We start from the raw sequence: 23,558 nt of genomic DNA, 5'->3' as shown, positions 1-23,558 counted from the left end.
GTTATTCCCCCTTTATTTCCTCAGTATCAAGACGTAGCCATGAACCTGCGTACAAGTAATACCAGGAAGGTTCCAGCGTCAATAACTTGGGATTTTCGGGATCTTTTACAAGTCCGTAACCAATAATGAATTCTTGGATTAAATCGACTTTAATATCCGGATTGGAAAGCAATTCGTCCATTGCTTCTTTTCCGGATGGCAATGTCACAACCTTAGGGGCGGGAAGTGGAATATCCAGAATAAAATAAGGTCTCTCATACTGGTAAATTTCTTCTTTTCCCCAAGTTAGCTCCATTTTCGTCATACCTTCTTGGCTGAATACGGGGTACCCTTTTATAAACAATAAAAACTTTATGTTTTTATCATACGGGTCCATGCTGAGATAACGGTAATTATCAGTCCAGCCTGCATGCTCATTGACAAAATTAATACTTCTCTCCAAAACATTCATGTCTTCACTTTTTATCCTAGTATTAATGGTCTGGCTCGGATTCACGTAAAAAAACATGTTCGTCAAGTAGTCAACGGTCATGAGGCTCGTCCCATCCGTATATTTTGCGCCATCCGTGATCGAATCTCTCCGCACATAGTCCGGATCTTTAAATAGCGCATTTTTGAAGCTTTCGGGTTCAATGTAGTCGGAGTAGTATTTATAACGCGGAACCTCTATTTGTTCGGATGGAAGAAACTTGATTCTCCCATCGGGAAGATTGTATGCCTGGTAAGCGTCATATTTTGTTTTACTCTTTTCCAAATGGTTGAACAATGAAACAAGCTGATCATGATTAACATGGCTTTCATATACCTTTCCATCTTTTGTGGAAATGAAATATACTGACCCGTCTTCTTGCTTTTCACTATCCAGGCGGATGACAATCCGGTTGAATGCTCCATAAGGAAGATTGTTGGACTCAAACCGCAAAACCCTTTTATACACATCAAATGGGACAAGGTCGGGAAAGATGATTTCTATATTTTCTCCAGACTCGGAAAGCTTGCGAATTTGGGTAGGCGAATAAACGACTGGATCGCTGAAATCGTAAAATGTCCAGCCGTTTAATTCGGCAAGTAATTGATCAATATGTTCGTCCTTGCCCGTCCCATAGTGGTCTTTTTGGAAATGAAACAAAACCCCCACCGGTTTGATTAAATCCGCCACATCTTTCGGATCGGAGATGGATACTTCGTGAACATTTTTTTCTTCACTAAATTCATATTTCGGCTGGTACGTCCATAAATTCCATGTCAACACAACACTCGTTAAGACAAGGAAAAAAAGCAGGAACGATTTCATGTTTTCGTAATTCACGACCAATCATCCTTTTGTTCAGGATCGTAAGGAAGCGTGAAAATAATGGCCGTACCTTTTCCTTCCACGCTTCTTGCCCAAATATGACCTCCATGGGCTGCTATCATTTCTTTTGCAATGGCAAGGCCCAGGCCGGTTCCACCCAACCTTCTTGTTCGCGCCTTATCGACTCTGTAAAAACGGTCAAATACTTTCTCTATATTTTCCTTTGGAATGCCAAGACCTTGGTCTCTTACACTTACCTCAATTTTATCATCGAGTTCTTTCAGCTTAAAAGTAATCTGGCCGCCTTCCGGAGAATATTTGAGCGCATTCGAGATAATATTATCCAACACTTGTGTCAGCTTATCTTCATCTATTTCCACAAAAATGACCTTGTCGGGAAGTTGGCGCCTAAAGGAAACGTTCCGGTCTTTCGCCATTTCAAAACGGTCAATGATTGAACTGAAAAAGGAGACAAAATCCACCCAAGTTTTATTCATCTCATAGTCCTTGCTGTCCATTTTCGAGAGCTTCAACAAGTCATTGACCAGGCGGATCATCCGTTCCGTTTCATTTTGTGTGACATTCAGAAAATGAGGAGCCAACTCTTTGTCATGAAGCGCTCCATCAGACAATGCTTCAAGATAGCTGCGCATGGTTGTCAGTGGGGTTCTCAGTTCGTGCGAAACGTTTGAAACAAATTCTCTCCGATCTGCCTCGATTTTCTCCTCCTCTGTTACATCATGCAACACAACGATAAGCCCATTGATGAACCCGGTGTCACGTTGTATGACTGAAAAGTTCGCCCGTAAAATAAAAGGAGATTCATTTGTACTGTAATCGAGAACAATCGGTTCCTGCTGTTCCAGCAAGTCCTCAAAACTGTCTTTATCCTCAAAGAAAAGCAGTTCGGTAATAGGGTGGGAAATGACTGTTTCACGTGAAACTGAGAGCATTTTGGCCGCTTGTTCATTGATCAAAATGATACGGCCTTTCCTATCCGTCGCAATAACTCCGTCCGTCATGTTGGAAAGAACTGTGGAAAGCTTTCTCCGTTCCCCTTCCGTCATCGCCTGAGCCTCTTGGAGCTTTCTCGTCAAGTGATTAAACGAAAGAGCAAGCTTGCCAATTTCATCATCACCATAAACACGGACTTTGCGCGAAAAGTTGCCTTTAGCCATGGCAACGGCCTGCCTTTTCATATCAGAAATCGGCCTTGTAATCGTGCGCGCGACCAAAATCCCGAGTATTGCCGTAATGAACATGGCGATTAATGTTGCCGAAATAAATATTTGGTTGATCTCTTCCAGCTGGTCAAATACGGTTTCAATTTTGGCAACAAGATAAATGGCTCCGACCACTTCTCCTCCAGATTTGATCGGAGTCGTCAATATCCATACGCGATCTTTTGATGGTTTATCTATAAAAATATTGTCTTCTTTCTTCCCGCCAGCCAAAATCCTCTTTACCATGACATCTGTTGTTTTCTGTCCAACAATGCCCTGGTTATTTCTTTCAGACGTTCCGACAACGATATTTCTGTTATTAATGACGCGAACCTCGGAGATATCCTCCCCTGAAAAGTCAAAAAGCAGTTTGCGTACTTCTTCCTCGAGCGAAGGAGCCTCTTCATCTGTCCTGTCTTTCTTCATCTCTTCGCTCAGGCTGTACTCTAATAATGGAAGCCTGCCTTCTATCGAGTGCTTAAAGTTTGTAATCAACTGTTCTTCCAGTTTTCCGATAAAATATACACCGATAATTTGCATGGCAATCATAATCAGCAATAAATAAATCGTTACGAACTTAACATGGATTGAACGGAAAAAACCTACTTTTTCCATAAAGACTACTCCTGTTCAGGCACACGCAAATAATAGCCGACCCCTCTTCTGGTTACAATCCATGTTGGATGGCTTGGGTTGTCTTCAATTTTCTCGCGAAGACGCCGCACAGTAACGTCCACAGTCCGCACGTCTCCGAAGTAATCATATCCCCATACCGTTTGGAGCAAATGCTCGCGGGTCATGACTTGACCACTATGTTTGGCCAGATAATGAAGGAGTTCAAACTCGCGATGTGTCAGTTCAATTGTTTCACCATTTTTGGAAACAACGTAAGCATTGGGATGAATCGTAAGTGCACCAATATTAATTTCATCGTTCTCATCCTCCGCCGATTGCTCGGCGATTTGCGAGTGGCGGCGCAAGTTTGCCTTCACGCGTGCGATCAGTTCCCTTGTGCTGAATGGTTTTGTGACATAATCGTCCGCACCCAATTCCAATCCTAGCACTTTATCAATTTCCGAATCTTTTGCCGTCAGCATAATAATAGGCATGTCGTATTTTTTACGCACTTCGCGGCATACTTCCATGCCATCCCGGTTCGGAAGCATAATGTCCAATAGAATCATATCCGGTTGCATTTCTTCCACAAGCTTTAATGCCTCATCGCCATCATAGGCGCATTGCACAGAAAATCCCTCTTTTTTCAGGTTAAACTGGAGAATATCAGCAATTGGCTTCTCGTCATCAACTACCAGGATTTTCTTATCCACGGCCCCATCTCCTCTTTCATCATTCATTCTATATTTTAGTAAATTATATTTTTCCTCTTAATCTCTCTATTTTAGCACAAATAAAGGACCCGTTCCAAAAGCGCCCGAATCCTTTTTATACCAGTCACCCTGCTATTGATACAAAAACTTTGTTCATAAAAAGTAAAAAAAGCACTACGAGAGCCATCGTCGTCGCAATGCTTTTTAAAATAAAAGTTAGTGATAATATTAACATATGAAATGCGGATCAGCAAGATATTTCGACAAATTCTTTTAGGCTGTCTCTTTCATGTCACTATTTTCATGTTGTTTTTAATCTATGCCTGTTCCCTTTGTTTTATGAACACTTCTTGTGATAGATGATTTTTTACTGTCTCTTTTCCCGCCTTATAATATTCTATTATCGCAGGAAACTCTCGCGCGTATCTCTTGTATCTTTGCGGCTATAAAGGGCTGGCCACATTGTCCCCACGCTGGAAGTTTCCTACCATGTTTTTTGTGCACGAAAGGATGTGAACCGTTTTCGGTTCCTATTCCCGGATTCACTTTATACGAAACTCACGCACATCCAGTTCCAAACGTATTCAGCCCTATTCCCGGATTCATTTTTTATCAATCTCACGCATCCAGTCCAGTTCCATGTAGCGGTGAAAAGTCCTCATGCCTAAAAAGAGGCTGAACAGCAGTGATGTCGATCACGATGTTCAACCTCTTTTTCAAATTTCACTTTATCTCCAAACACTTCTTATGACATTTGTTTGCGAGCGATCAGGCCCCACGGAGAAAATGGAAAGTGTGACGCCGGTTAATTGCGAAACGCGCTCCAGGTAATGGCGTGCGTTGGCAGGAAGCTCATCGAGTGTTTTGCAGCCGGTGATGTCTTCTGTCCAGCCAGGCAATTCTTCGTAAACAGGCTTGCACTCTTTCAAGATGTTCAAGTTAGCAGGGTATTCTGTAATCATTGTGCCTTTATAATCATACGCCGTGCAAATTTTCAATGTTTGAATACCCGTCAATACGTCAATGGAATTCAACGACAGGTCTGTAAGGCCGCTGACACGGCGGGCATGCCTGACCACAACGCTGTCAAACCAGCCAACACGGCGCGGGCGTCCGGTCGTCGTTCCGTACTCACGGCCGACCTCGCGGATTTGATCGCCAATCTCATCTTTCAATTCAGTCGGAAACGGGCCATCTCCCACTCTTGACGTATACGCCTTACATACACCGACAACATGGTCAATTTTCGTCGGCCCCACGCCGGAACCGATCGTCACACCGCCTGCGACCGGGTTGGATGAGGTTACAAATGGATATGTTCCCTGGTCAATATCAAGCATGACCCCTTGCGCTCCCTCAAAGAGGACACGCTTGCCTTCATCCAATGCATCATTCAGCACAACAGATGTATCACACACATACTCCTTGAACTGTTGTCCGTACTCATAATATTCATCCAAAATATCTTCCAGTTTAAAACCGTCTGTTTCATAAAAACGCTCAAGAAGCCGGTTTTTCTCTTCCAGGTTGCGCGTCAGTTTTTCTTCGAACACTTCCCTGTCCAGCAGATCGGCAATCCGAATGCCGACACGTGCCGCTTTGTCCATATACGCGGGACCGATTCCTTTTTTTGTCGTACCGATTTTGTTAGCGCCCTTACGTTCTTCTTCCACTTCGTCAATTTTCAGATGATAAGGCAAAATAACGTGAGCCCTGTTGCTAATTCTTAAATTATCCGTTGAAACAGCATGGCCATGCAAATATTCCAGCTCTTTTACAAGCGCTTTCGGATCAACCACCATGCCGTTTCCAATTACACTGATTTTATCTTTATAAAAAATTCCCGACGGAATTAAATGCAGTTTATATGTAACGTTGTTAAATTGAATTGTGTGGCCTGCATTGTTGCCTCCTTGATAACGGGCAATCACTTCTGCATTTTCTGATAAAAAGTCCGTAATTTTCCCTTTTCCTTCATCTCCCCATTGCGTTCCGACAACCACTACTGATGACATGCAAAAAGCACCTCCGCTGGCTCAAAAATGAACCCTAATATGAATTAATTATATTTTATCAATGGGCCTTGCCTAGAGTCAAGCCAAAAGGCGAACATTAACAATTGAACTATCATAATTTGTTCGTCTTTAAAGCAAGGTTCTCCCTCATTTATTATAACCTACTTGGTAAAGGTTTTAACAGTATTCTTCACTTGCTCCCTTTCCCAAAAAGAAGAGGCGGGCCAAGTCATATAGCGAATAAGACCAAAAAGCGCTAAACGCCATCTCTGCCCTGTTTCTTGATACTGCAGGGTCTTTTACGGCACATCAACCTCCTTATATACGCAGTTGGTAAGTCTTTTCCTAAGTGTTTGTAACACGAATTTTTCATAAACTGATAAGTGCCGATTCCAGTTCATCATACTCATTCTCCGAACAGTTTTTCTATTAGCCACACTGTCTTCTTGATATGTAATTCACATCCATCCATGCTCCTCTGCCTTCCCGAATCATCTATTCTAGTCGGAAAAGTGGCCCTCAAATGTCTGCTTATGCTCCAACATAAAAAATTCATTCGCCATTAAATACTGAATGTTCTGTATCATATATTATATATTTACAAATTACTTTTACTGCTTTAAGATTAATTTTCAATAGGAGGTACAAAAGATGGAAATGTCTTTTATAAACCCAAAGTCGTTAAAAGCACAATCCTATCACGTCATTAAAGAGGCAATCATCAAGGGGGTTTTAACCGATCATGAAGTACTAACTGAAAATAAAGCCAAGGAGTTATTTGGTATAAGCAGAACACCATTTAGAGAGGCCATCCAAAGATTAGAAGCGGAAGAATGGCTCATATCAATTCCTTATAAAGGCACTTATGTAAGCCCTTTAACGATGAAGGATGTAGATGATATTTTAGAAGTGAGGTTAATATTTGAAACCGCAATGGCAAAAAAAGTGGCAGAAACGATTACTAGTGAACAAATTGAACAACTTCAAAACATCATCAATAAAATGGAATCGGTCTCAACGAAACAATCCGACTACGAGTTTACTTTAATAGATCAAGAATTTCATAAAACCATCAACCATTTTGGCAATAATAAAAAGATGGTCTCCATAAGTGATCAAGTGTATGACTTGATGCGCAGAATCGCGATGAAAGTTTTAAAAAGTCCGATCAGACGAACAGAAGTGATTGATGAACATTTGAAAGTGTTAGAAGGATTACAAACGAATCATGTGGAAAAAACTTTGGCTCACCATTATGATCGGGTGAGATTTGAAGCGCAAAAATACTTTTCAACTTTATAAAGGATGGATGTTACATGAAGCATAATTACCGCTATCAAATTATGTTAATGATGGTTTTGATGGTGATCATCAACTATATCGATAGAGGAGCCATTTCATACGCACAAAAAGATATTATTGGCGAGTATGGATTTGACCCTATTTCATGGGGAGCCGTACTAGGATATTTTGGATTCGGATATTTATTCGGTTCTCTCTTCGGAGGAATTCTCGCGGATAAGAAAGGACCCAAATTTGTTTGGATTTTTATCGGAATTGGCTGGTCCTTGTTTGTCATCGCCACTGCATTTGCCGGAGATATTGGTATGGCCCTGTTTGGCGGCTCTGCTCTAACCGGATTTGCCATCATTCGTATCTTATTTGGATTTGCCGAAGGGCCGACGTTTTCAACCATTAATAAAACAAATGCGAACTGGGCAACACCCAGAGAACGTGGATTTGCTGTATCCTTGGGGTTATTAGGAACTCCGCTCGGGGCATTGTTAACAGCGCCTGCCGCAGTTGGGCTATTATCTGTCACAAGCTGGAAAATGATGTTTATTATTTTGGGCAGCCTGGGAATTGTATGGGTTTTCATATGGGCAAAAATGTTTACGGATTTACCCGAGCAAAACCCGAATGTATCAAAGGAAGAGTTGGAAAAAATCCGCTCTGTAAAAGATTTATTGCCAAATGAAAAAGTCGTTAGTAAGCATGATGATTCAATTAAATGGTATCATTTCTTTAAAAATCCGACACTCGTTTTTAATGCTTTAGGCTATTTTGCTTTCCAATATATTAACTTTTTATTGCTTACTTGGACTCCGAAATACTTACAAGATCAATTTGGCTTTCAGTTATCATCTCTTTGGTATTTGGGAATGATTCCTTGGATTGGAGCCTGTTTTACCGTATTGCTTGGCGGAAAAATTTCCGACTACTTGCGTCTCAAAACAGGAAGTCTGCGAATCGCGAGGTCTGGACTGGCCGTTGTTTCATTGTTATTGACAGCTATATGTTTCATGTTGATCCCTACCGCAAACACCATTGTCGGTGTTATGGTCTTGATGTGTATCGGGAATGCGTTTAATTCACTTCCAAATTCTGTTTATTGGTCGGTTATTATTGATACGGAACCGAGCCGAGCAGGTACATTTGGCGGCATTACACACTTTATTACCAATACAGCTACCATTATAGCCCCGATATTAACCGGGTTTTTAGTTGTCAGTTTTGGTTACACTTCGATGTTTGTGGCAGCTGCGATCGCATCCGGCGCAGGAATGATTGCAATGCTCTTTGTGAAACCTGGTCAACGGCAAGTAACGAATACATTAAGTAAGGCGGAAGCGTAATATGGATATTTTATCAATTTCAAAATTAATGAAAAAGAAAGAATTATCACCTGTTGAATTGGTAAAAGAAACTTTGCATAAAATTGCGATAGAAAATCCAAAATGCAATGCCTTTATTACGGTTGCAGAAGAAGAATCTTTACAAACCGCCAAAAAACTCGAACAGGAGTTATTGTCCGGCAAAATAAGAAGCCCGCTTCACGGCATCCCTATTGCCATAAAAGATTTAATTTTTACAAAAGGGATTCGGACAACAATGGGTTCGAAACTATATGAACAATTTATCCCCGACACGGATGCAACGGTTGTCCAAAAATTAAAAGATGCCGGTGCGGTAATAATAGGAAAAACGAATACACATGAATTTGCTTATGGACCAATCGGTGACCGATCCTATTTTGGGCCGTGCCGCAATCCGCATCATTTAGATAAAATTACCGGCGGATCGAGCAGTGGCTCAGGCGCCGCTGTTGCCTCCGGCATGGTCACTGGCGCTTTAGGAACCGATACAGGCGGATCTATCCGGATTCCATCCTCGGCGTGCGGAATTGTCGGGATGAAGCCGACCTTTGGGCTGGTGAGCAAAAAAGGATCATTTCCTCTGGCTTATACTCTTGATCATATTGGACCGATGACCAAGAATATAAAGGATAACGCGTTATTGCTAAACGTTATAGCCGGATATGATTCAGAGGATCCGTACTCTTTGAAAATGGAAAAAAAGGACTACTCCTCTTTGATTGGCCAAGATGTAAAAGGAAAAACGTTAGGTATTCCCTCTTATTATTTTGATTTCATCGCCGAAGAAGTGCACGCAGAGGTCATTCATTGCATCCATATGTATGAAGAACTCGGTGTCATCATTAAGAAAGTGGATATTCCTATTTTGGATAAAATCGCAATAGCGCAAAGTATAACGATTCAATCAGAAGCTGCGGCGGTACATGAAGATACTATCCAAAACCACAAAGGCGATGTAGACGATGAGGTATTTGAAAGATTAGTCGCAAGTCAAGCTATTAAAGGCTATGAATATGTGCAATCACAAGTCGAAAGAAGCCAGTTAATTGCCGAATATAATCAGGTCTTTGATGACGTCGATGTATTGCTCACTCCGACACTCCCTATTCTACCAACTAATATTGGCCAGCGGGAAGTACAAATTCAAGGCCAAACGGAAGCTGTTCGCCATGCATTGTTAAGATTGACATCGCCAACAAACTATACAGGCAATCCGTCTTTGTCGCTTCCTTGCGGCTTATCCATGCATAACCTGCCAATTGGCGTTCAATTCATTGCAAAACATGGTGATGAAGCTGAATTATATCAGTTTGGCTATGCTTTGGAACAAAGCGGATTGTATCAAGACAGATTTCAAGATGCTTTTCCACAAAAATAAATGGGGAGCTGTCTAAAAAGTCCATTTTAGAATACATGAACTAACATTTAAAACCCAAGAATGTTGATTTTACAGTATTCTTGGGTTGGTTTTTTAAACTTTCAAGCTGAAATATTACTTTCCGGACAGCACCTCTGGTTATTTTATTAGAAATTCGCTTTTTAAACATAAAGGACAGCCATGAAAGTGACGAGGCTATATTGGCGTCAAAAGGCACAAATAAAAGCACTCCGAATACGAAGTGCTCAATCGCTATGCGCCAGGCGGCGCGGCGGAATCGTCAAACCTTCTCTCTAAATTGACGAATTTATTATATTCTTTGACAAAGGCAAGCTGGACGGTCCCGGTCGGGCCGTTCCTCTGTTTCGCTATAATGATTTCAATGATATTTTTGTTTTCTGATTCCTGATCATAATAATCTTCGCGGAACAGGAATGCCACAATATCAGCATCCTGCTCGATACTTCCCGACTCCCTGATGTCAGACATGATCGGGCGCTTGTCCTGACGCTGTTCCACACCACGGGACAACTGGGATAAGGCAATGACGGGAACTTCCAATTCACGGGCCAATGCCTTTAATGAACGGGAAATCTCCGATACTTCCTGCTGCCGGTTTTCTTTAGCACGTCCGCTGCCCTGAATAAGCTGCAAATAATCAATCAAGATCATCCCAAGACCGTGTTCCTGTTTCAGCCTGCGGCATTTGGAACGGATTTCACTAATACGGATTCCAGGGGTATCGTCAATATAGATACCGGAATTGGACAAGCTCCCCATTGCCATCGTCAACTTACGCCAATCCTCATCTGTCAGTGCCCCTGTTCTTAAATTTTGGGCATCGATATTGCCTTCGGCACAAAGCATACGCATGACGAGCTGCTCTGCCCCCATCTCCAGGCTAAAGATCGCGACATTTTCATCGGTTTTTGTTCCAACGTTCTGCGCGATATTCAATGCAAAAGCCGTTTTACCGACTGATGGACGGGCGGCAACAATGATCAGATCATTTCGCTGGAAGCCTGCGGTCATCCTGTCCAGTTCAGAGAATCCCGTAGGAATCCCGGTAATTTCCCCTTTACGGTTGTGAAGCATTTCAATATTGTCATATGTTCGGACGAGAATATCTTTTATGTTTTGAAAAGCGCTGGCGTTCTTCCGCTGGGCTACTTCCATAATGCTTTTTTCGGCTTCATCGAGCAGTTCTTCCACTTCGTCTTCCCGTGTGTAGCCGTTCGTGGCAATGTCAGTGGCCGTACGGATTAAACGGCGCAGGAGCGCTTTTTCTTCCACGATCCGGGCATAATAACCAATATTAGCGGCTGTGGGCACCGATATGGAGAGTTCACTTAAATAAGAAACTCCTCCTACATCTTCCAGCAGTTTGGATGCCGCCAATTTTTCGGTTACCGTGACAAGATCCACCGCTTTTCCCGATTCGTTTAATTCAATCATCACTTCAAAAATTTTCTGGTGGGCGCTCCGGTAAAAATCTTCGGGCACAAGGATTTCCGATGCTAATACGATCGCTGAAGGCTCAAGAAAAACAGCACCGATCACTGCCTGTTCCGCTTCAATATTTTGCGGTGGCGTACGGTCTATTAATAAATCATTCACTGTTCAATCCCCCTCCCTGCTCCCGCATAAAACATGCCATAGAAAAAATGTGACCGGTATCCGGATCACATTTTAAATACTTATTCCATTTTACCATGAAATGATATGGAGACATATATGAATTTCAGTTTTGCTCTTTTACATGTACATTGAGTGTTGCCGTTACTTCAGGATGGACTTTGACCGGTACTTTCGTCACTCCAAGTGAACGGATCGGCTGGTCAAGTTCAATTTTTCTTCGATCGACCTTAACATTATGCGTTTTTTTCAATTCATCAGCAATCTGTTTATTCGTAATCGATCCGAACAGTCTTCCGCCTTCTCCCGACTTTGCTGTGATTTCCACGGAGATTTTTTCAAGTTTTTCCTTTAATTGTCTAGATTCTTCCAACAGCTCTTTTTCTCTCTGTTTTTCTTTTTTCTGCTGGTTTTCAAGCGCCTTTAAATTTCCGGGAGTTGCTTCGATTGCCAAGCCTTGTTTAAATAAAAAGTTTTGTGCATAGCCGACAGCAACATCTTTGATTTCCCCTTTTTTTCCTCTTCCCTTGACATCTTTTAAAAAAATGACTTTCATGAAGATTGACCTCCCTCGAAATATTCATCCAACACTTGCCTTAATTGCAACTCGGCTTCCAAAACGGATACATCCGTCAGTTGGACAGCTGCGTTCGACAAGTGGCCTCCTCCGCCCAACATTTCCATAACGATTTGAACATTTACTTCACCGAGTGAACGGGCGCTGATGCCGACAGTGTTTTCATCTCTCTTTGAAATAACGAATGAGGCATTTACACCTTCCATCGTCAGCAGCGTATCCGCTGTTTGGGCAATCATGATCGGATTATAAATCACATCATCCGCACCCGTCGCAATCGCAATCCCATCACCGTAAAATTCCATTGTTTCTATCAATTTCGCCCGCTTTACATACGATTCCACATCTTCTTTCAGAAACTTTTGCACAAGAACCGTGTCCGCCCCGCGTGACCTTAAATAAGAAGCCGCATCAAATGTTCGGGAACCTGTCCTAAGCGTAAAACTTTTAGTATCTACAATAATGCCAGAAAGAAGAGCGGTTGCCTCAAGTCGATGCAGTTTTTTTCCTTTGGGCTGGTATTCCAACAGTTCTGTAACAAGCTCTGAGGTGGATGAAGCATACGGCTCCATATAGACAAGCAACGGCTTATTGATAAAATCTTCACTTCGTCGATGGTGATCGATGACAACGATCCGATCCGTTTTACCTAACAGTTTTTCTTCAATAACGAGAGATGGCTTATGTGTGTCCACAACAACGAGCAATGTATCTTCCGTCGCAATTTCCAAGGCATCTTCCGGTGTAATGAGCCTTGTATAAATATCGGGTTCATTTTTTAATTCCTCAATCAGCCTTCTGACACTCTGGTCTATTTCGTCAAAATCGATCACAATATAGCCTTCCCGATGATTCATATGGGCGGCTTTTCTAATACCGATTGCCGCACCGATAGCGTCCATATCGGGATATTTATGCCCCATGACAATGACCTTGTCGCTTTCTGTAATCAAATCCTTCAAGGCATGGGAAATGACCCGTGCGCGAACCCGCGTTCTTTTTTCCATCGGATTGGTCTTCCCGCCATAAAATTTCAATTTCCCGTTCGGCAATTTCATGGCAACCTGGTCGCCTCCGCGTCCAAGCGCGAGATCCAGGCTTGATTGCGATAAAGCGCCGAGTTCAGGAAAGGATGATACCCCCAGCCCAACACCGATACTGAGCGTTAAAGGCACATGTTGCTTTGCTGTCGTTTCCCTCACGGTATCTAAAATAGAAAACTTTTCCTGCTCCAATTGCTTGAGAATTTTTTCATTTAATAAAATAATAAACCGGTCGGATGATGTTCTTTTCAGGAAGATGTCCCGCTCTATGGCCCAATTATTTAAAAGCGCCGTAACGGTGCTGTTCAGTTCACTTTTCGTTTGGTCATTCATTCCTTGTGTAGCGTCATCGTAATTATCAATTAAAATGGTCGCGATAACCTGACGTTCTTCTTGATACCGTTTGGCCGTATCTATTTCTTCTGTCACATCAAAAAAATAAAGAAGGCGTTCTTCATTTTTTACTTGGACACGGTATTTCCGCTCATTTAATGTGACAATATCCGTCGCTCGTTCTTCCTTTACGAGTTTAACAAGCGCTTCCGAGATATCATATAAAGTCTTTCCCACAAGTGTATTTTCGCTTAAACAGGAAGCCATATAAGAGTTTGTCCATTCAATATCATAATCATCATTGATCAGCATGATCCCGATCGGCATTTCCAACAGCGCTTCTTCTCCCACCTTTTTAACGCGATGGGAGATCGTCGAGATGTATTGTTCTGTTTCGCGCAGCCTCTCATTTTCCGCTTGTATTGTAAAGAAAATGAAAATCCCGAGCAAGAGAGCACCAAATGCACCCGCCCACCAGTATTGGAAACTGATGATGATCAGAAGAACGACGTTAAGAGCGACTATTCCAAAGATCGGATAACGGTTCTTCCCTTGCTTTTTATATGGAGGCATCCTTTCAGCTCCCTTAATCCTAAATTTACTTCTTAGCCAACCGCTCTCTTAAATCAAAACCTAAGTCAATTATACCCAATAACTTGACGATTGAAAAAAAGATCGGCCATAAAAAGGTCATGACCGTAGCCATGATTGGAATGGCTTTAGGCCAGCTTTTCAAATAACTGTAATAAAAGATAAAAGCCAATCCCTGGATAAACAGAATCATTTGCAAAATATAAGTCGCATTCATGACGACCATATATAAATATGTACCCTCTTCCAAGTCAGCTACAAGTGAAATAATGATGGTAATTAAATAATACCATAAAATACTTCTCGGAAATTTTAAAGTACGGAATGGAGAGAATTGCGGAACATTCACGCCGACTCTTTTCAATATCGGAAAGTTCACAGCCATCAACAGTATGACTGTCAGAAAAGAAACCCCGATCAGCAAGCTTGGCGCCAATGCTTTCAGTAACTTGATCATTTCTTCTATTTGCTGTGTAACTTGCTCATTGGGCACTTGCCCCAATGATTTCATAAGTTCGGCATAACTTTCGCCCGAAGATCGAAAGCTCTTTATCAATTCATCCATAAGGTTGATTTCTAATAGTATAACGGCCGCGATGTAAAAGAGAACAATATTTCCTAAAAACACCATACTTGATGCCATATATGAAATCAGTTTGCTCTTTCCGCTTCTAATACAATACCCCATCACCAACCCTGTCGTTCCGTACAAGATGGCAATCGGAACAAACATGATATTGATAATAGCTGACATCGCAATAGCACCGATCAGTAAAAGAAACGCATGTTTCAGCGGGTGCTTTGCACTGTATAAAAGAAATGGAAGAATCAAAAATAAACTAGTGATAAACGCAATGACCGGGACATAAACGGAAAGGAACATCAACACAGCAAACACAGCGAGCATGAGGGCCCCTTCCGTGAGCATTCGGGTATCTTTCACTATTTCACCTCATCACAAACATATATACCTTTTCATTTTAACGATTGTTGACTATTCATTCAACTGATGGCTATAAAGTAAAACTTCTTATCAGTAAAGATGATCTTACTGATAAGAAGCAGAACAAAGACTAAGATCGAAAGCATCTTATTGGAAAGCTCAAGACGACACTTACGCTTTTTCACTTACGATGACGATATTGTCGAATCTCACCTTGGCACCACTGCGCTTGCACCCGCACATCCGGTGTGTCGAAACATCTTGGCGATCAAACCGCGCGCGCTAGGGCGCTGCCGAAGGTTTTTACTTGTCTTGTCGACCCGAAAAAATCGAGCTTTACTGGAAATCTAACTCAACATCTTACCCCTTTGACTTACTTTCAGCTTTGTTGGGAGGCCTACTGCCCGTTAAAGCGGAAAGTGAAGCTCCAATCTCCAGCAACCTTTTTCGCCGATTGTGGTTAAAACCCATTTATCTGGAAGTTCATCCTCTATTTCATTCCCGTTTTCCTGCCATCTTTTAAAATGAGAGGCACTGCCAGAAAGTGAAGCTCCAATCTCTGGAAACCTTTTTCGCCGATTGTTGGTTAAGCCAATCGGCTTTTATCTGCCAATCGCCCCATTTACGATGCTCGTTCAGCCCGTAAAGCGGGACAAAAAAACAGCAAGAGTCTACCCCTTACTGTTTCGAAAACCATTATTCACCTGAAACAAACGGAAGAAGCGCCATTTGACGTGCACGTTTAATAGCCACTGTCAATTTTCTTTGATACTTGGCGCTCGTTCCAGTTACACGGCGCGGAAGAATTTTGCCACGTTCAGAAATAAACTTCTTAAGCAAGTCTATATCTTTATAGTCAATGTGTGTAATTCCGTTCGAAGTAAAGAAACACACTTTCCGGCGTTTGCGTCCGCCTCTGCGTCCACCTGCCATTTGCATAACCTCCTTTTATGATGATTAGAATGGTAGATCGTCATCAGAAATGTCGATCGGTTGTCCATCGTTAGAGAACGGGTCTTCATCTGTCCGAGTATATCCTTGGCTTCCCTGTTGTTCCTGTTGCCCATAAGAATAACCTTGGCTTTTTTGGGTTCCACCACCAAATTGGCTTCCTCCAAAATCTCCACCTCGGTCTTGTTGGGTTGCACTTCTAGGTTCCAGAAACTGGACACTGTCCGCAACAACTTCGGTCACATACACGCGTTTTCCGTCCTGCCCTTCATAACTGCGCGACTGAATCCGGCCATCAACACCAGCCAAACTTCCTTTTTTTAAGTAGTTGGCGACATTTTCTGCTGGACGACGCCATATGACACAATTAATAAAGTCCGCTTCGCGTTCCCCTTGCTGATTCGTAAATGTTCGGTTTACAGCCAATGTAAAATTGGCGACCGGCACCCCGCTTGGGGTATACCGCAATTCCGGATCCCTCGTTAATCTGCCTACCAATACAACTCGGTTCATCATCAGAATCAACCCCTTCCCGTGTACTTCTTAAAATTGTTTCACGTGAAACATTTATTTTTCTTCTTCTTTAATGACAATGTGACGGATGATATCATCATTGATTTTTGCAAGCCGATCGAATTCCTGAACTGCTTCAGGACTTGCATTTGTGTGGATTAGACGGTAAAAACCATCGCGGAAATCCTCGATTTCATATGCAAGACGTCGTTTGCCCCAATCTTTTGATTCGATGATCTCTGCACCATGAGAAGTTAATACTTGATCAAAACGCTCGATGAGCGATTGTTTTGCTTCCTCCTCGATGTTTGGACGAATGATGTACATGATTTCGTACTTTCTCATCTTTTACACCTCCTTGTGGTCTATGCGGCCCCTAAAGGGGCAAGGAGCAATTTTCATTACTCACAAGGAAAAATTATATCATAAAGTCCAGAGAATAACAATTCATAAAAAAGTAAGAGCCATGCTGCTGCATGGCCTTTACATCATTCTTTATCTTTTTCGTAAGTTTCTTGTGAAGGGTTATACAATTTATCAAGATCTGGTTCTTCAGCAAACTCTGTTCCATAGTTCGGTTGGTTCGTTGTGTTTGTCCTTGCTTGCTGATCCACTTCCCGATCCCGAGCAACCTCCTCGGTATCACCATCAAAGAAGTAAGACAAACAAATGAGGCCGCTTAATCCAACTAATGTGTAAACAAGTCTTGACAGGCCGGCAGTTTGTCCGCCAAAGATGGCCGCAACGAGGTCAAATCTAAATAATCCGATCAATCCCCAGTTAATTGCGCCAATAATGACTAACGCCAAAGCAATTCTCCGAAGTGTTGTCACGCAGTGCACCCCCTTTTTCTCAAAGGCCAAACCAATAACAAATGCCATTGGTTCTGTTCTATTTTTTGAAGAAAAAGGGTATTTATGACTGGAAAAACTAACCGTTTATTTTGTTTTTTTCCCTCAATAGATATTTTTGCAGTTTGCCGCTTGCATTTCTTGGCAGCTTATCAACAAATTCATATCGTCGCGGACGCTTATAACGCGCCAATCGGCCTTGTTCCGTACAAAAGCGGTCGAGTTCTTCCGCTGTCAACAATTCATCTTTACTCACGATAAAGGCAACGACACGTTCTCCCCACATTTCATCCGGCTCTCCGACAACTGCTGCATCCAATACTTTCGGGTGCTCAAATAAAACATCTTCCACCTCTCGTGAATAAATGTTTTCTCCTCCTGAAATAATCATATCTTTTACCCGGTCACTCACCCAAAGATACCCTTCGCTGTCAACATACCCGATGTCTCCTGAATGGTACCATCCTTTGTAAAAAACTGCTGTCGTCGCTTCGGGCTGTTTATAATATCCCAACATCGTGCTTGGGCCTCGAACAATGATTTCTCCAAGTTCACCTGCTCCACATATGTCTTCAGGATCAGATGGACCGTCTTCCCTTGTTTTGACGATACGCACGTCATGCTGGATTAGCGGCTTTCCGGATGAACCCGATTTGATTAGTTGTTCATCTTCATACAATACAGTAATAGCAGGGCCCATTTCCGTCATGCCATATGCTTGATATAAGTCAATGTTTAACATTTGATTGACTTCTTTTACAAGCACCGGGGCCATCGGCGCCCCTCCGTATAGACCGGCACGGAGCGAAGAAAAGTCGGCTTGTGATAAATCTTCCCTCAACATCATATACCACATGGTGGGGGCGGCAAAAAAGAAACTGATTTTTTCTTCCTTAATTGTTTTGATCAATTCCTTCGGATCGAAATGATGCATAATGATATTTGATCCGCCCATCAGGATGCGCGGTAAAAAAGCAGAATGCAGTTCTGCACAGTGAAACATTGGCGCGACACTCAAGCCTCTTTCATTTTTCGTAATGCGCATGACTGCCGACATAATGGTGCTTTGATCAATCATACTTCGGTGAGAATGCATCACCCCTTTTGGCATTCCAGTTGTTCCGGATGTGTACATGATCGCATAAAGATCATCTTCATGCAGTTTACATTCAGGTCTTTTAGAAGACATGCCGCTTACCTGCTCTTCATAGCTTTTGGCAAAAGGCTCATGACATTCATCTATTGACCAAAATTCCATGTCCCGAAACGATTGTGCAGCCATTTTTACCGCACTGGCCGTTGCGTTTTCAAATAAAACAAGCTTTGGGCTGGCATCTCGTAAAATAAACGCAACTTCTTTTCCAGTTAACCGAAAATTGACCGGATTAAAGACAGCTCCAATTTTCATACAGGCAAATAATGTTGTTGCCAATTCGGCCGTATTAAACAAAACCGTGGAAACACGGTCTCCTTTTTGCACCCCTGACTGTTTAAAAGCATTGGCAAGCTTGTTGACGTCCTCGTCCCATTCTTGGTACGTCCATCTTTTGCCGAGCCTTCGATCGACCAAACCTTCTTTACTTGGAAATTTGGCAACAGTTTGTTCGAAAATATCCCTAAGTGTCGGCCCCAATTCTTTTCACTCCTTAAGGTTATTTTATGATCCCTCCAACCGCTCGATAATGGTTGCGTTTGCCATGCCAAATCCTTCACAAATTGCCTGTAGCCCATATTTTTTATTTTGTCTTTCCAACTCATGAACCAGTGTCGCCATGACTCTTGCTCCACTTGCTCCTAATGGATGCCCCAAAGCGATGGCTCCTCCGTTTACGTTCAATTTCTCAGGATCGGCACCTGTCTCTTTCAGCCAGTGCAGCGGGACTGAAGCAAATGCTTCATTGATTTCAAATAAATCAATGTCAGAAAGCCGCATCCCCGCCTTTTTTAATACATTTTCAGTTGCTGGTACCGGCCCTGTCAACATGAGTGTTGGATCCGAGCCAACAACTGACCTCGCAGTGATTCTAAAGCGGGCTTTTATGCCGAGCTCATTTGCTTTTTCCCGGGACATTAGCAAAATGGCCGCCGCTCCGTCACTGATTTGACTTGCATTTCCCGCTGTGATTCTCCCCTTTTTCAAAAAAGGTGGTTCAAGACTAGCAAGCTTTTCCATTGATGTATCTTCCCGCGGGCCTTCATCGGTTTTCATGATGCCTTTTTCAGTCTCGATCTCGATGATTTCCTTTTCAAACCGCCCTTCTTGGATAGCCCGCAGCGCCTTTTCATGACTTTTTAGCGCAAATTGATCAAGCTTTTCTCTCGTAAAATCCCACTTTTCCGCAATTCTTTCCGCGGATAACCCTTGATGGATGATTTCATGGCGATTTGTTAAAAGTGGACTATATGTTGCCCCTTGCAAGTTTGAGAGCATCGGCACACGTGACATACTTTCTACCCCGCAGGCAATGACAACATCCATGTCGCCGCTTAATATCGCTTGCGAAGCGAAATGGACCGCCTGTTGGCTTGATCCGCATTGTCTGTCGAGCGTAACCCCCGGAACCGTAATGGGAAAACCGGCGATTAATGCGGCCAATCTGGCAATATCATTCGCTTGTTCACCTACCTGCGTGACACAGCCGGCAATCACATCTTCAATCAAGCTACTGTCGATCCCGGCCCTGTCAACCACCTCTTTCAGCACTTTGGCTAACAGTTCATCCGGCCGAATGCCGCTTAACATGCCATTTTTCTTCCCGACGGGCGTTCTGACAGCCTCGACTATGACAACTTCTCTCATGGAATAAGATTCCTCCTTGTTGGAATGATCAAACTATTCCTCATACATTCGGTGTAACCCCCATTTAATCCTGCTTTATAACATAAAGAAAACCAGGCTCGCTTTAGCATTGCCTGGCCGCCATATACATCATATTCATATTTACGCGCCTTCTAATCGAAAAAACCTGGAACATAAGCAAATACGAAATAGCCAAAAACCGAACAATTCATTTATAATTGTTCGGTTTATTTGTGTAAAAAAATATAAAAATAGGGCACTGTTCGCAGAGTCGTTAGACGTTGAATCGGAAATGAATGACATCTCCATCCTGAACGAGATATTCTTTTCCTTCCAAACGGACTTTTCCGGCTTCCCGGGCAGCTGTCATGGAACCGGCAGCAAGCAAGTCTTCGTAAGAAACTGTTTCCGCACGGATGAATCCTTTTTCAAAGTCTGTATGGATAATACCGGCGCATTGTGGAGCTTTCATTCCTTTTTTAAAAGTCCAAGCACGTACTTCTTTTTCCCCGGCCGTAAAGTATGTTGCCAAACCAAGCAGATCATATGCGGCTCGGATCAACTGGTCAAGGCCGGATTCTTTAATGCCAAGCTCTTCGAGGAACATTGCTTTTTCTTCATCATCCAGAACCGCTATTTCTTCTTCAATTTTTGCGCTAATGACAATGACTTCGGCATTGTCATTTTCTGCATAATCCATGACTTTTCGTACATATTCATTATCAGAAGGATTGGCAACGTCTTCTTCCCCGACGTTTGCTACATATAATACCGGTTTACTTGTCAATAAGTGGAATTGCTTTACAACTTTTGCCTGATCTTCCGTAAAATCAAGGGCTCTGGCTGGTTTATCCGCTTCAAAAGCTTCCTTTAATTTGCTAAGCACTTCAAATTCAACCATCGCTTCTTTGTCTTTTTGTTTGGCCATTTTTTCGACACGGCCAATACGTTTATCCACTGATTCCAAGTCGGCCAATATTAATTCCAAATTAATGGTTTCGATGTCATCAATTGGATCCACTTTTCCGGAAACATGGGTAATGTCTCCATCCGCAAAACAGCGGACAACATGGCAAATGGCATCCACCTGGCGAATGTGGGAAAGAAATTGATTCCCAAGACCCTCACCCTTACTGGCACCTTTGACAATCCCCGCAATATCCGTAAATTCAAAAGCAGTCGGCACCGTTTTTTTCGGTTTGACAAGCTCTGTCAATTTTTCCAAGCGTGGGTCCGGCACTTCGACGATCCCCACATTAGGATCAATCGTACAAAACGGATAGTTGGCAGCTTCTGCCCCGGCTTTTGTAATCGCATTAAATAAAGTTGATTTGCCCACATTTGGCAAGCCAACAATTCCTGCTGTTAGAGCCATATATCGGTCACTCCTCTACTCTAGGGAAAATCTCTCCCCAATCCATTCATAATTATAGAGAGTCCTTCTATAAAAGACAACCCTGTAAACCATAAGAAAAAGCATGAATTAGCCTTCATGCTTTTCCAAGATTTTTTTCAATTTGCGTGTAAATTCCCTGCGGGGCAGCATGACGCTATGGCCGCAGCCTTCACATTTCATTCTAATATCCATCCCCATACGAATGATGCGCCAACGATTTGTTCCACATGGATGCGGTTTTTTCATTTCTACAACGTCATGAAGATCAAATTCTTTTTGCTCCATTTTTATCCCCCTTCTGTTTCACCTAATTGAGATGGCTCTTGACGATCAGTGCCTGAAAACATGACAATCCGTTGATACGGAGCATCTACTTTGTGTTCATCCAGTTCCAGTTTGATCGCCTTCCTGATCTCACGGGCAATGTACCAGTTTTGTAACGGTAATGTTTCGGCCGTTACTCTTAAAATGACTTCTGAAGCACCAAACTGTTGAATGCCGAGAATACTTGGCGGACTGACAATCTCCTCGTATTTTTCCGGCATCTTTTCCAATACGCTTTCGATCAGGGCTTCCACTTTCTTTAAATCCGCGTCATATCCGAGAAAGATATCAACAATGGCGACACTGTTGTGGAGGGAAAAGTTTGTTACTTCCGTTATATTGCCGTTTGGAATAATGTATAGTTCGCCTGTCCAATTCAGTATTTTCGTAGTGCGGAGCCCTATTTCATCAACGGTTCCTTCAAATTGGCCAATTCTTACGTAGTCTCCGACGGAAAATTGGTCTTCAAAGATGATGAAAAAACCGCCAATTACATCCTTTACAAGGTTTTGGGCGCCAAATCCGACAGCTAGCCCCAGTATCCCCGCACCAGCCAAAAGGCCCGTTACATCGACTGTCAATGACGATAATATGGTGACGATCGCCACAAAATAAACGGTATAAGTTAATATGTTTTGCAACAACTTCACTAGCGTTGCTTCCCTGCGTTCTGAAAACTGAAGAGGCACTCTCGCTCTTCTTTTAAAAATGTTTTGGATTGCTGCCCTTCCGACTTTTACCACAATAAAGGATAGCACTAAAATCATGAGAATTTTTAATGCCACAAAGCCGACATCAATCCATAAATCCAAATCGGTAAACTTTTCTACGAACTTGTTTGTTTGCTTTTCAACTTGATCGAGTTTTTCTTCCAATATGTCTTCACCTGGCTTGCCTTGGATTTGGTTCCTATTTTATCAATAACCTTCTTCCATTTCCACACATGAAAGGAGCCGGCAATTTATCCATGTATAGAAAAGACAGCTTCTTCGTATACTGGTTATCACAAGGTTCATTCGTGTTGGCTGAGCGAACAGGAAAGGGGAATCATTTATGGGAAATGAACTGATTGTACATTATGAAGATCCAATGGCCTCACATAAAATATGTGAAACGATATTAGGGCTGTTTCCCCGCTCTGTTGATCGGCCAATCGTTGTTGTTTGCATCGGTACAGACCGCTCCACCGGGGATTCATTAGGGCCTTTAATCGGTTCATTTTTACAAGAAAATGGGTTGAATGTATTTCATGTGTTCGGGACTCTGGATGATCCAGTACATGCCATGAACCTCGAAAACATTTTAAAATATATAAAAGCACATTACAGGAATCCCTTTATGATCGGAATTGATGCTTGTCTCGGACGTATCGCGAGCATCGGCGACATTAAAGTGAACGCAGGACCCGTCAAGCCGGGGGCCGGGGTACATAAAAAATTGCCCGAAGTCGGCCACGCATCCATTACGGGAATCGTCAATGTGGCAGGCCATATGGAATTTGTCGTCCTGCAAAACACCCGCTTAAGTCTTGTCATGAAACTGGCCAAGCAAATTTCCGCCGGTATTTTGGAAGCGGACCGCATTTGTTTTCAGAAAAGTATGTTTCAACGCATGCGTTTTCATATGACTGATAAAAGATCGGCAAAGTAACATGAAAAAATAAAAAAACCACAGTGTTTGACCGTGGCACAATTCCCAGCTAGATT

General features: G+C 42.5%; 21 protein-coding genes. 4 read left to right on the top strand and 17 right to left on the bottom strand.

All coding sequences use genetic code 11. From position 1 onward, the window contains the following. Nucleotide 1: 1 nt before the first annotated feature. From yycH to MHB50_RS20180, 4 genes are all read right to left on the bottom strand, one after another. On the bottom strand, nt 2-1,309 hold the full coding sequence (gene yycH, locus MHB50_RS20195; RefSeq protein WP_205180059.1) for a two-component system activity regulator YycH: 1,308 nt from the start codon (nt 1,307-1,309) through the stop codon (nt 2-4). Continuing rightward, nucleotides 1,306-3,132 carry a cell wall metabolism sensor histidine kinase WalK gene (walK, locus tag MHB50_RS20190; protein WP_077112030.1) on the bottom strand — a complete coding sequence of 609 codons (1,827 nt, stop codon included), beginning with the start codon at nt 3,130-3,132 and terminating at the stop codon, nt 1,306-1,308. The genes yycH and walK overlap by 4 nt, the downstream gene beginning before the upstream one ends. A 5-nt stretch (nt 3,133-3,137) precedes the next feature. Next, the gene (gene yycF / locus MHB50_RS20185; RefSeq protein ID WP_205180057.1) at nt 3,138-3,872 is read right to left on the bottom strand and encodes a response regulator YycF; all 735 of its coding nucleotides are present in this window, start codon (nt 3,870-3,872) and stop codon (nt 3,138-3,140) included. 701 nt (nt 3,873-4,573) lie between these two features. After that, a complete protein-coding gene (locus MHB50_RS20180) occupies nt 4,574-5,860 on the bottom strand; it encodes an adenylosuccinate synthase (RefSeq protein ID WP_077112031.1) in 1,287 nt (428 codons plus the stop codon). A gap of 651 nt (nt 5,861-6,511) precedes the next feature. Here MHB50_RS20180 and MHB50_RS20175 point away from each other — a divergent pair. The 3 genes from MHB50_RS20175 to MHB50_RS20165 are packed head-to-tail and all read left to right on the top strand — an operon-like array spanning nt 6,512 to nt 9,895. After that, nucleotides 6,512-7,162 (top strand): GntR family transcriptional regulator, encoded by a 651-nt coding sequence (locus MHB50_RS20175; protein ID WP_077112032.1) that lies wholly within the window; start codon nt 6,512-6,514, stop codon nt 7,160-7,162. A 14-nt stretch (nt 7,163-7,176) separates the two neighbouring features. Then, a complete protein-coding gene (locus tag MHB50_RS20170) occupies nt 7,177-8,496 on the top strand; it encodes an MFS transporter (protein ID WP_205180055.1) in 1,320 nt (439 codons plus the stop codon). A 1-nt stretch (nt 8,497) separates the two neighbouring features. Beyond that, the gene (locus MHB50_RS20165; RefSeq protein ID WP_205180053.1) at nt 8,498-9,895 is read left to right on the top strand and encodes an amidase; all 1,398 of its coding nucleotides are present in this window, start codon (nt 8,498-8,500) and stop codon (nt 9,893-9,895) included. Between the two features lie 252 nt (nt 9,896-10,147). Here the strand turns inward: MHB50_RS20165 and dnaB are convergent, their stop codons facing one another. From dnaB to MHB50_RS20100, 13 genes are all read right to left on the bottom strand, one after another. Further along, nucleotides 10,148-11,512: a replicative DNA helicase gene (gene dnaB / locus MHB50_RS20160; RefSeq protein WP_077112035.1), complete on the bottom strand. Its 1,365-nt coding sequence runs from the start codon at nt 11,510-11,512 to the stop codon at nt 10,148-10,150. Nucleotides 11,513-11,636: 124 nt separating this feature from the next. Then, nucleotides 11,637-12,086: a 50S ribosomal protein L9 gene (gene rplI, locus MHB50_RS20155; protein WP_205180051.1), complete on the bottom strand. Its 450-nt coding sequence runs from the start codon at nt 12,084-12,086 to the stop codon at nt 11,637-11,639. Further along, nucleotides 12,083-14,056 (bottom strand): DHH family phosphoesterase, encoded by a 1,974-nt coding sequence (locus tag MHB50_RS20150; RefSeq protein ID WP_077112037.1) that lies wholly within the window; start codon nt 14,054-14,056, stop codon nt 12,083-12,085. The genes rplI and MHB50_RS20150 overlap by 4 nt, the downstream gene beginning before the upstream one ends. Before the next feature lie 25 nt (nt 14,057-14,081). After that, nucleotides 14,082-15,017 (bottom strand): YybS family protein, encoded by a 936-nt coding sequence (locus MHB50_RS20145; RefSeq protein ID WP_205180049.1) that lies wholly within the window; start codon nt 15,015-15,017, stop codon nt 14,082-14,084. 696 nt (nt 15,018-15,713) lie between these two features. Next, a complete protein-coding gene (gene rpsR / locus MHB50_RS20140) occupies nt 15,714-15,950 on the bottom strand; it encodes a 30S ribosomal protein S18 (RefSeq protein ID WP_077112039.1) in 237 nt (78 codons plus the stop codon). Nucleotides 15,951-15,974: 24 nt separating this feature from the next. Then, a complete protein-coding gene (gene ssb / locus MHB50_RS20135; RefSeq protein ID WP_077112040.1) occupies nt 15,975-16,484 on the bottom strand; it encodes a single-stranded DNA-binding protein in 510 nt (169 codons plus the stop codon). 51 nt (nt 16,485-16,535) lie between these two features. Beyond that, complete coding sequence (gene rpsF / locus MHB50_RS20130; protein WP_077112041.1) at nt 16,536-16,826, bottom strand: 30S ribosomal protein S6; 291 nt, start codon at nt 16,824-16,826, stop codon at nt 16,536-16,538. Nucleotides 16,827-16,969: 143 nt separating this feature from the next. Continuing rightward, nucleotides 16,970-17,314, bottom strand: a complete 345-nt coding sequence (locus tag MHB50_RS20125; RefSeq protein WP_077112042.1) for a DUF378 domain-containing protein — start codon at nt 17,312-17,314, stop codon at nt 16,970-16,972. Between the two features lie 97 nt (nt 17,315-17,411). Next, nucleotides 17,412-18,965 carry an o-succinylbenzoate--CoA ligase gene (gene menE, locus MHB50_RS20120; RefSeq protein ID WP_205180047.1) on the bottom strand — a complete coding sequence of 518 codons (1,554 nt, stop codon included), beginning with the start codon at nt 18,963-18,965 and terminating at the stop codon, nt 17,412-17,414. A gap of 24 nt (nt 18,966-18,989) precedes the next feature. Next, the gene (locus tag MHB50_RS20115; protein ID WP_205180045.1) at nt 18,990-20,132 is read right to left on the bottom strand and encodes a thiolase family protein; all 1,143 of its coding nucleotides are present in this window, start codon (nt 20,130-20,132) and stop codon (nt 18,990-18,992) included. Between the two features lie 274 nt (nt 20,133-20,406). Next, the gene (gene ychF, locus MHB50_RS20110) at nt 20,407-21,507 is read right to left on the bottom strand and encodes a redox-regulated ATPase YchF (protein ID WP_077112045.1); all 1,101 of its coding nucleotides are present in this window, start codon (nt 21,505-21,507) and stop codon (nt 20,407-20,409) included. A gap of 108 nt (nt 21,508-21,615) precedes the next feature. Continuing rightward, nucleotides 21,616-21,813, bottom strand: a complete 198-nt coding sequence (locus MHB50_RS20105) for a DUF951 domain-containing protein (RefSeq protein ID WP_077112046.1) — start codon at nt 21,811-21,813, stop codon at nt 21,616-21,618. Between the two features lie 2 nt (nt 21,814-21,815). Next, entirely contained in the window at nt 21,816-22,727 is a 912-nt protein-coding gene (locus MHB50_RS20100; protein ID WP_077112047.1) for a mechanosensitive ion channel family protein, read from the bottom strand. Between the two features lie 178 nt (nt 22,728-22,905). Here MHB50_RS20100 and yyaC point away from each other — a divergent pair, with 178 nt between their 5' ends. Continuing rightward, nucleotides 22,906-23,502, top strand: coding sequence for a spore protease YyaC (yyaC, locus tag MHB50_RS20095; RefSeq protein WP_077112048.1), 597 nt, complete (start codon nt 22,906-22,908; stop codon nt 23,500-23,502). Nucleotides 23,503-23,558 lie beyond the last annotated feature (56 nt).

This window comes from Siminovitchia sp. FSL H7-0308 (genome assembly GCF_037980985.1).
Classification (GTDB): Bacteria; Bacillota; Bacilli; order Bacillales; family Bacillaceae_C; genus Siminovitchia; species Siminovitchia thermophila.
This window is presented reverse-complemented; position numbering and strand designations above follow the sequence as displayed.

Excerpts from the sequence above, each read along its gene's own strand:
- MHB50_RS20105 (WP_077112046.1), bottom strand. The coding sequence starts at position 21,813 with ATGGAGCAAAAAGAATTTGATCTTCATGACGTTGTAGAAATGAAAAAA.
- ychF (WP_077112045.1), bottom strand. The coding sequence starts at position 21,507 with ATGGCTCTAACAGCAGGAATTGTTGGCTTGCCAAATGTGGGCAAATCA.
- MHB50_RS20170 (WP_205180055.1), top strand. The coding sequence starts at position 7,177 with ATGAAGCATAATTACCGCTATCAAATTATGTTAATGATGGTTTTGATG.
- yyaC (WP_077112048.1), top strand. The coding sequence starts at position 22,906 with ATGGGAAATGAACTGATTGTACATTATGAAGATCCAATGGCCTCACAT.
- MHB50_RS20150 (WP_077112037.1), bottom strand. The coding sequence starts at position 14,056 with ATGCCTCCATATAAAAAGCAAGGGAAGAACCGTTATCCGATCTTTGGA.
- walK (WP_077112030.1), bottom strand. The coding sequence starts at position 3,132 with ATGGAAAAAGTAGGTTTTTTCCGTTCAATCCATGTTAAGTTCGTAACG.
- MHB50_RS20115 (WP_205180045.1), bottom strand. The coding sequence starts at position 20,132 with ATGAGAGAAGTTGTCATAGTCGAGGCTGTCAGAACGCCCGTCGGGAAG.
- rpsF (WP_077112041.1), bottom strand. The coding sequence starts at position 16,826 with ATGAGAAAGTACGAAATCATGTACATCATTCGTCCAAACATCGAGGAG.
- ssb (WP_077112040.1), bottom strand. The coding sequence starts at position 16,484 with ATGATGAACCGAGTTGTATTGGTAGGCAGATTAACGAGGGATCCGGAA.
- MHB50_RS20175 (WP_077112032.1), top strand. The coding sequence starts at position 6,512 with ATGGAAATGTCTTTTATAAACCCAAAGTCGTTAAAAGCACAATCCTAT.
- rpsR (WP_077112039.1), bottom strand. The coding sequence starts at position 15,950 with ATGGCAGGTGGACGCAGAGGCGGACGCAAACGCCGGAAAGTGTGTTTC.
- rplI (WP_205180051.1), bottom strand. The coding sequence starts at position 12,086 with ATGAAAGTCATTTTTTTAAAAGATGTCAAGGGAAGAGGAAAAAAAGGG.
- MHB50_RS20165 (WP_205180053.1), top strand. The coding sequence starts at position 8,498 with ATGGATATTTTATCAATTTCAAAATTAATGAAAAAGAAAGAATTATCA.
- MHB50_RS20180 (WP_077112031.1), bottom strand. The coding sequence starts at position 5,860 with ATGTCATCAGTAGTGGTTGTCGGAACGCAATGGGGAGATGAAGGAAAA.
- yycF (WP_205180057.1), bottom strand. The coding sequence starts at position 3,872 with ATGAATGATGAAAGAGGAGATGGGGCCGTGGATAAGAAAATCCTGGTA.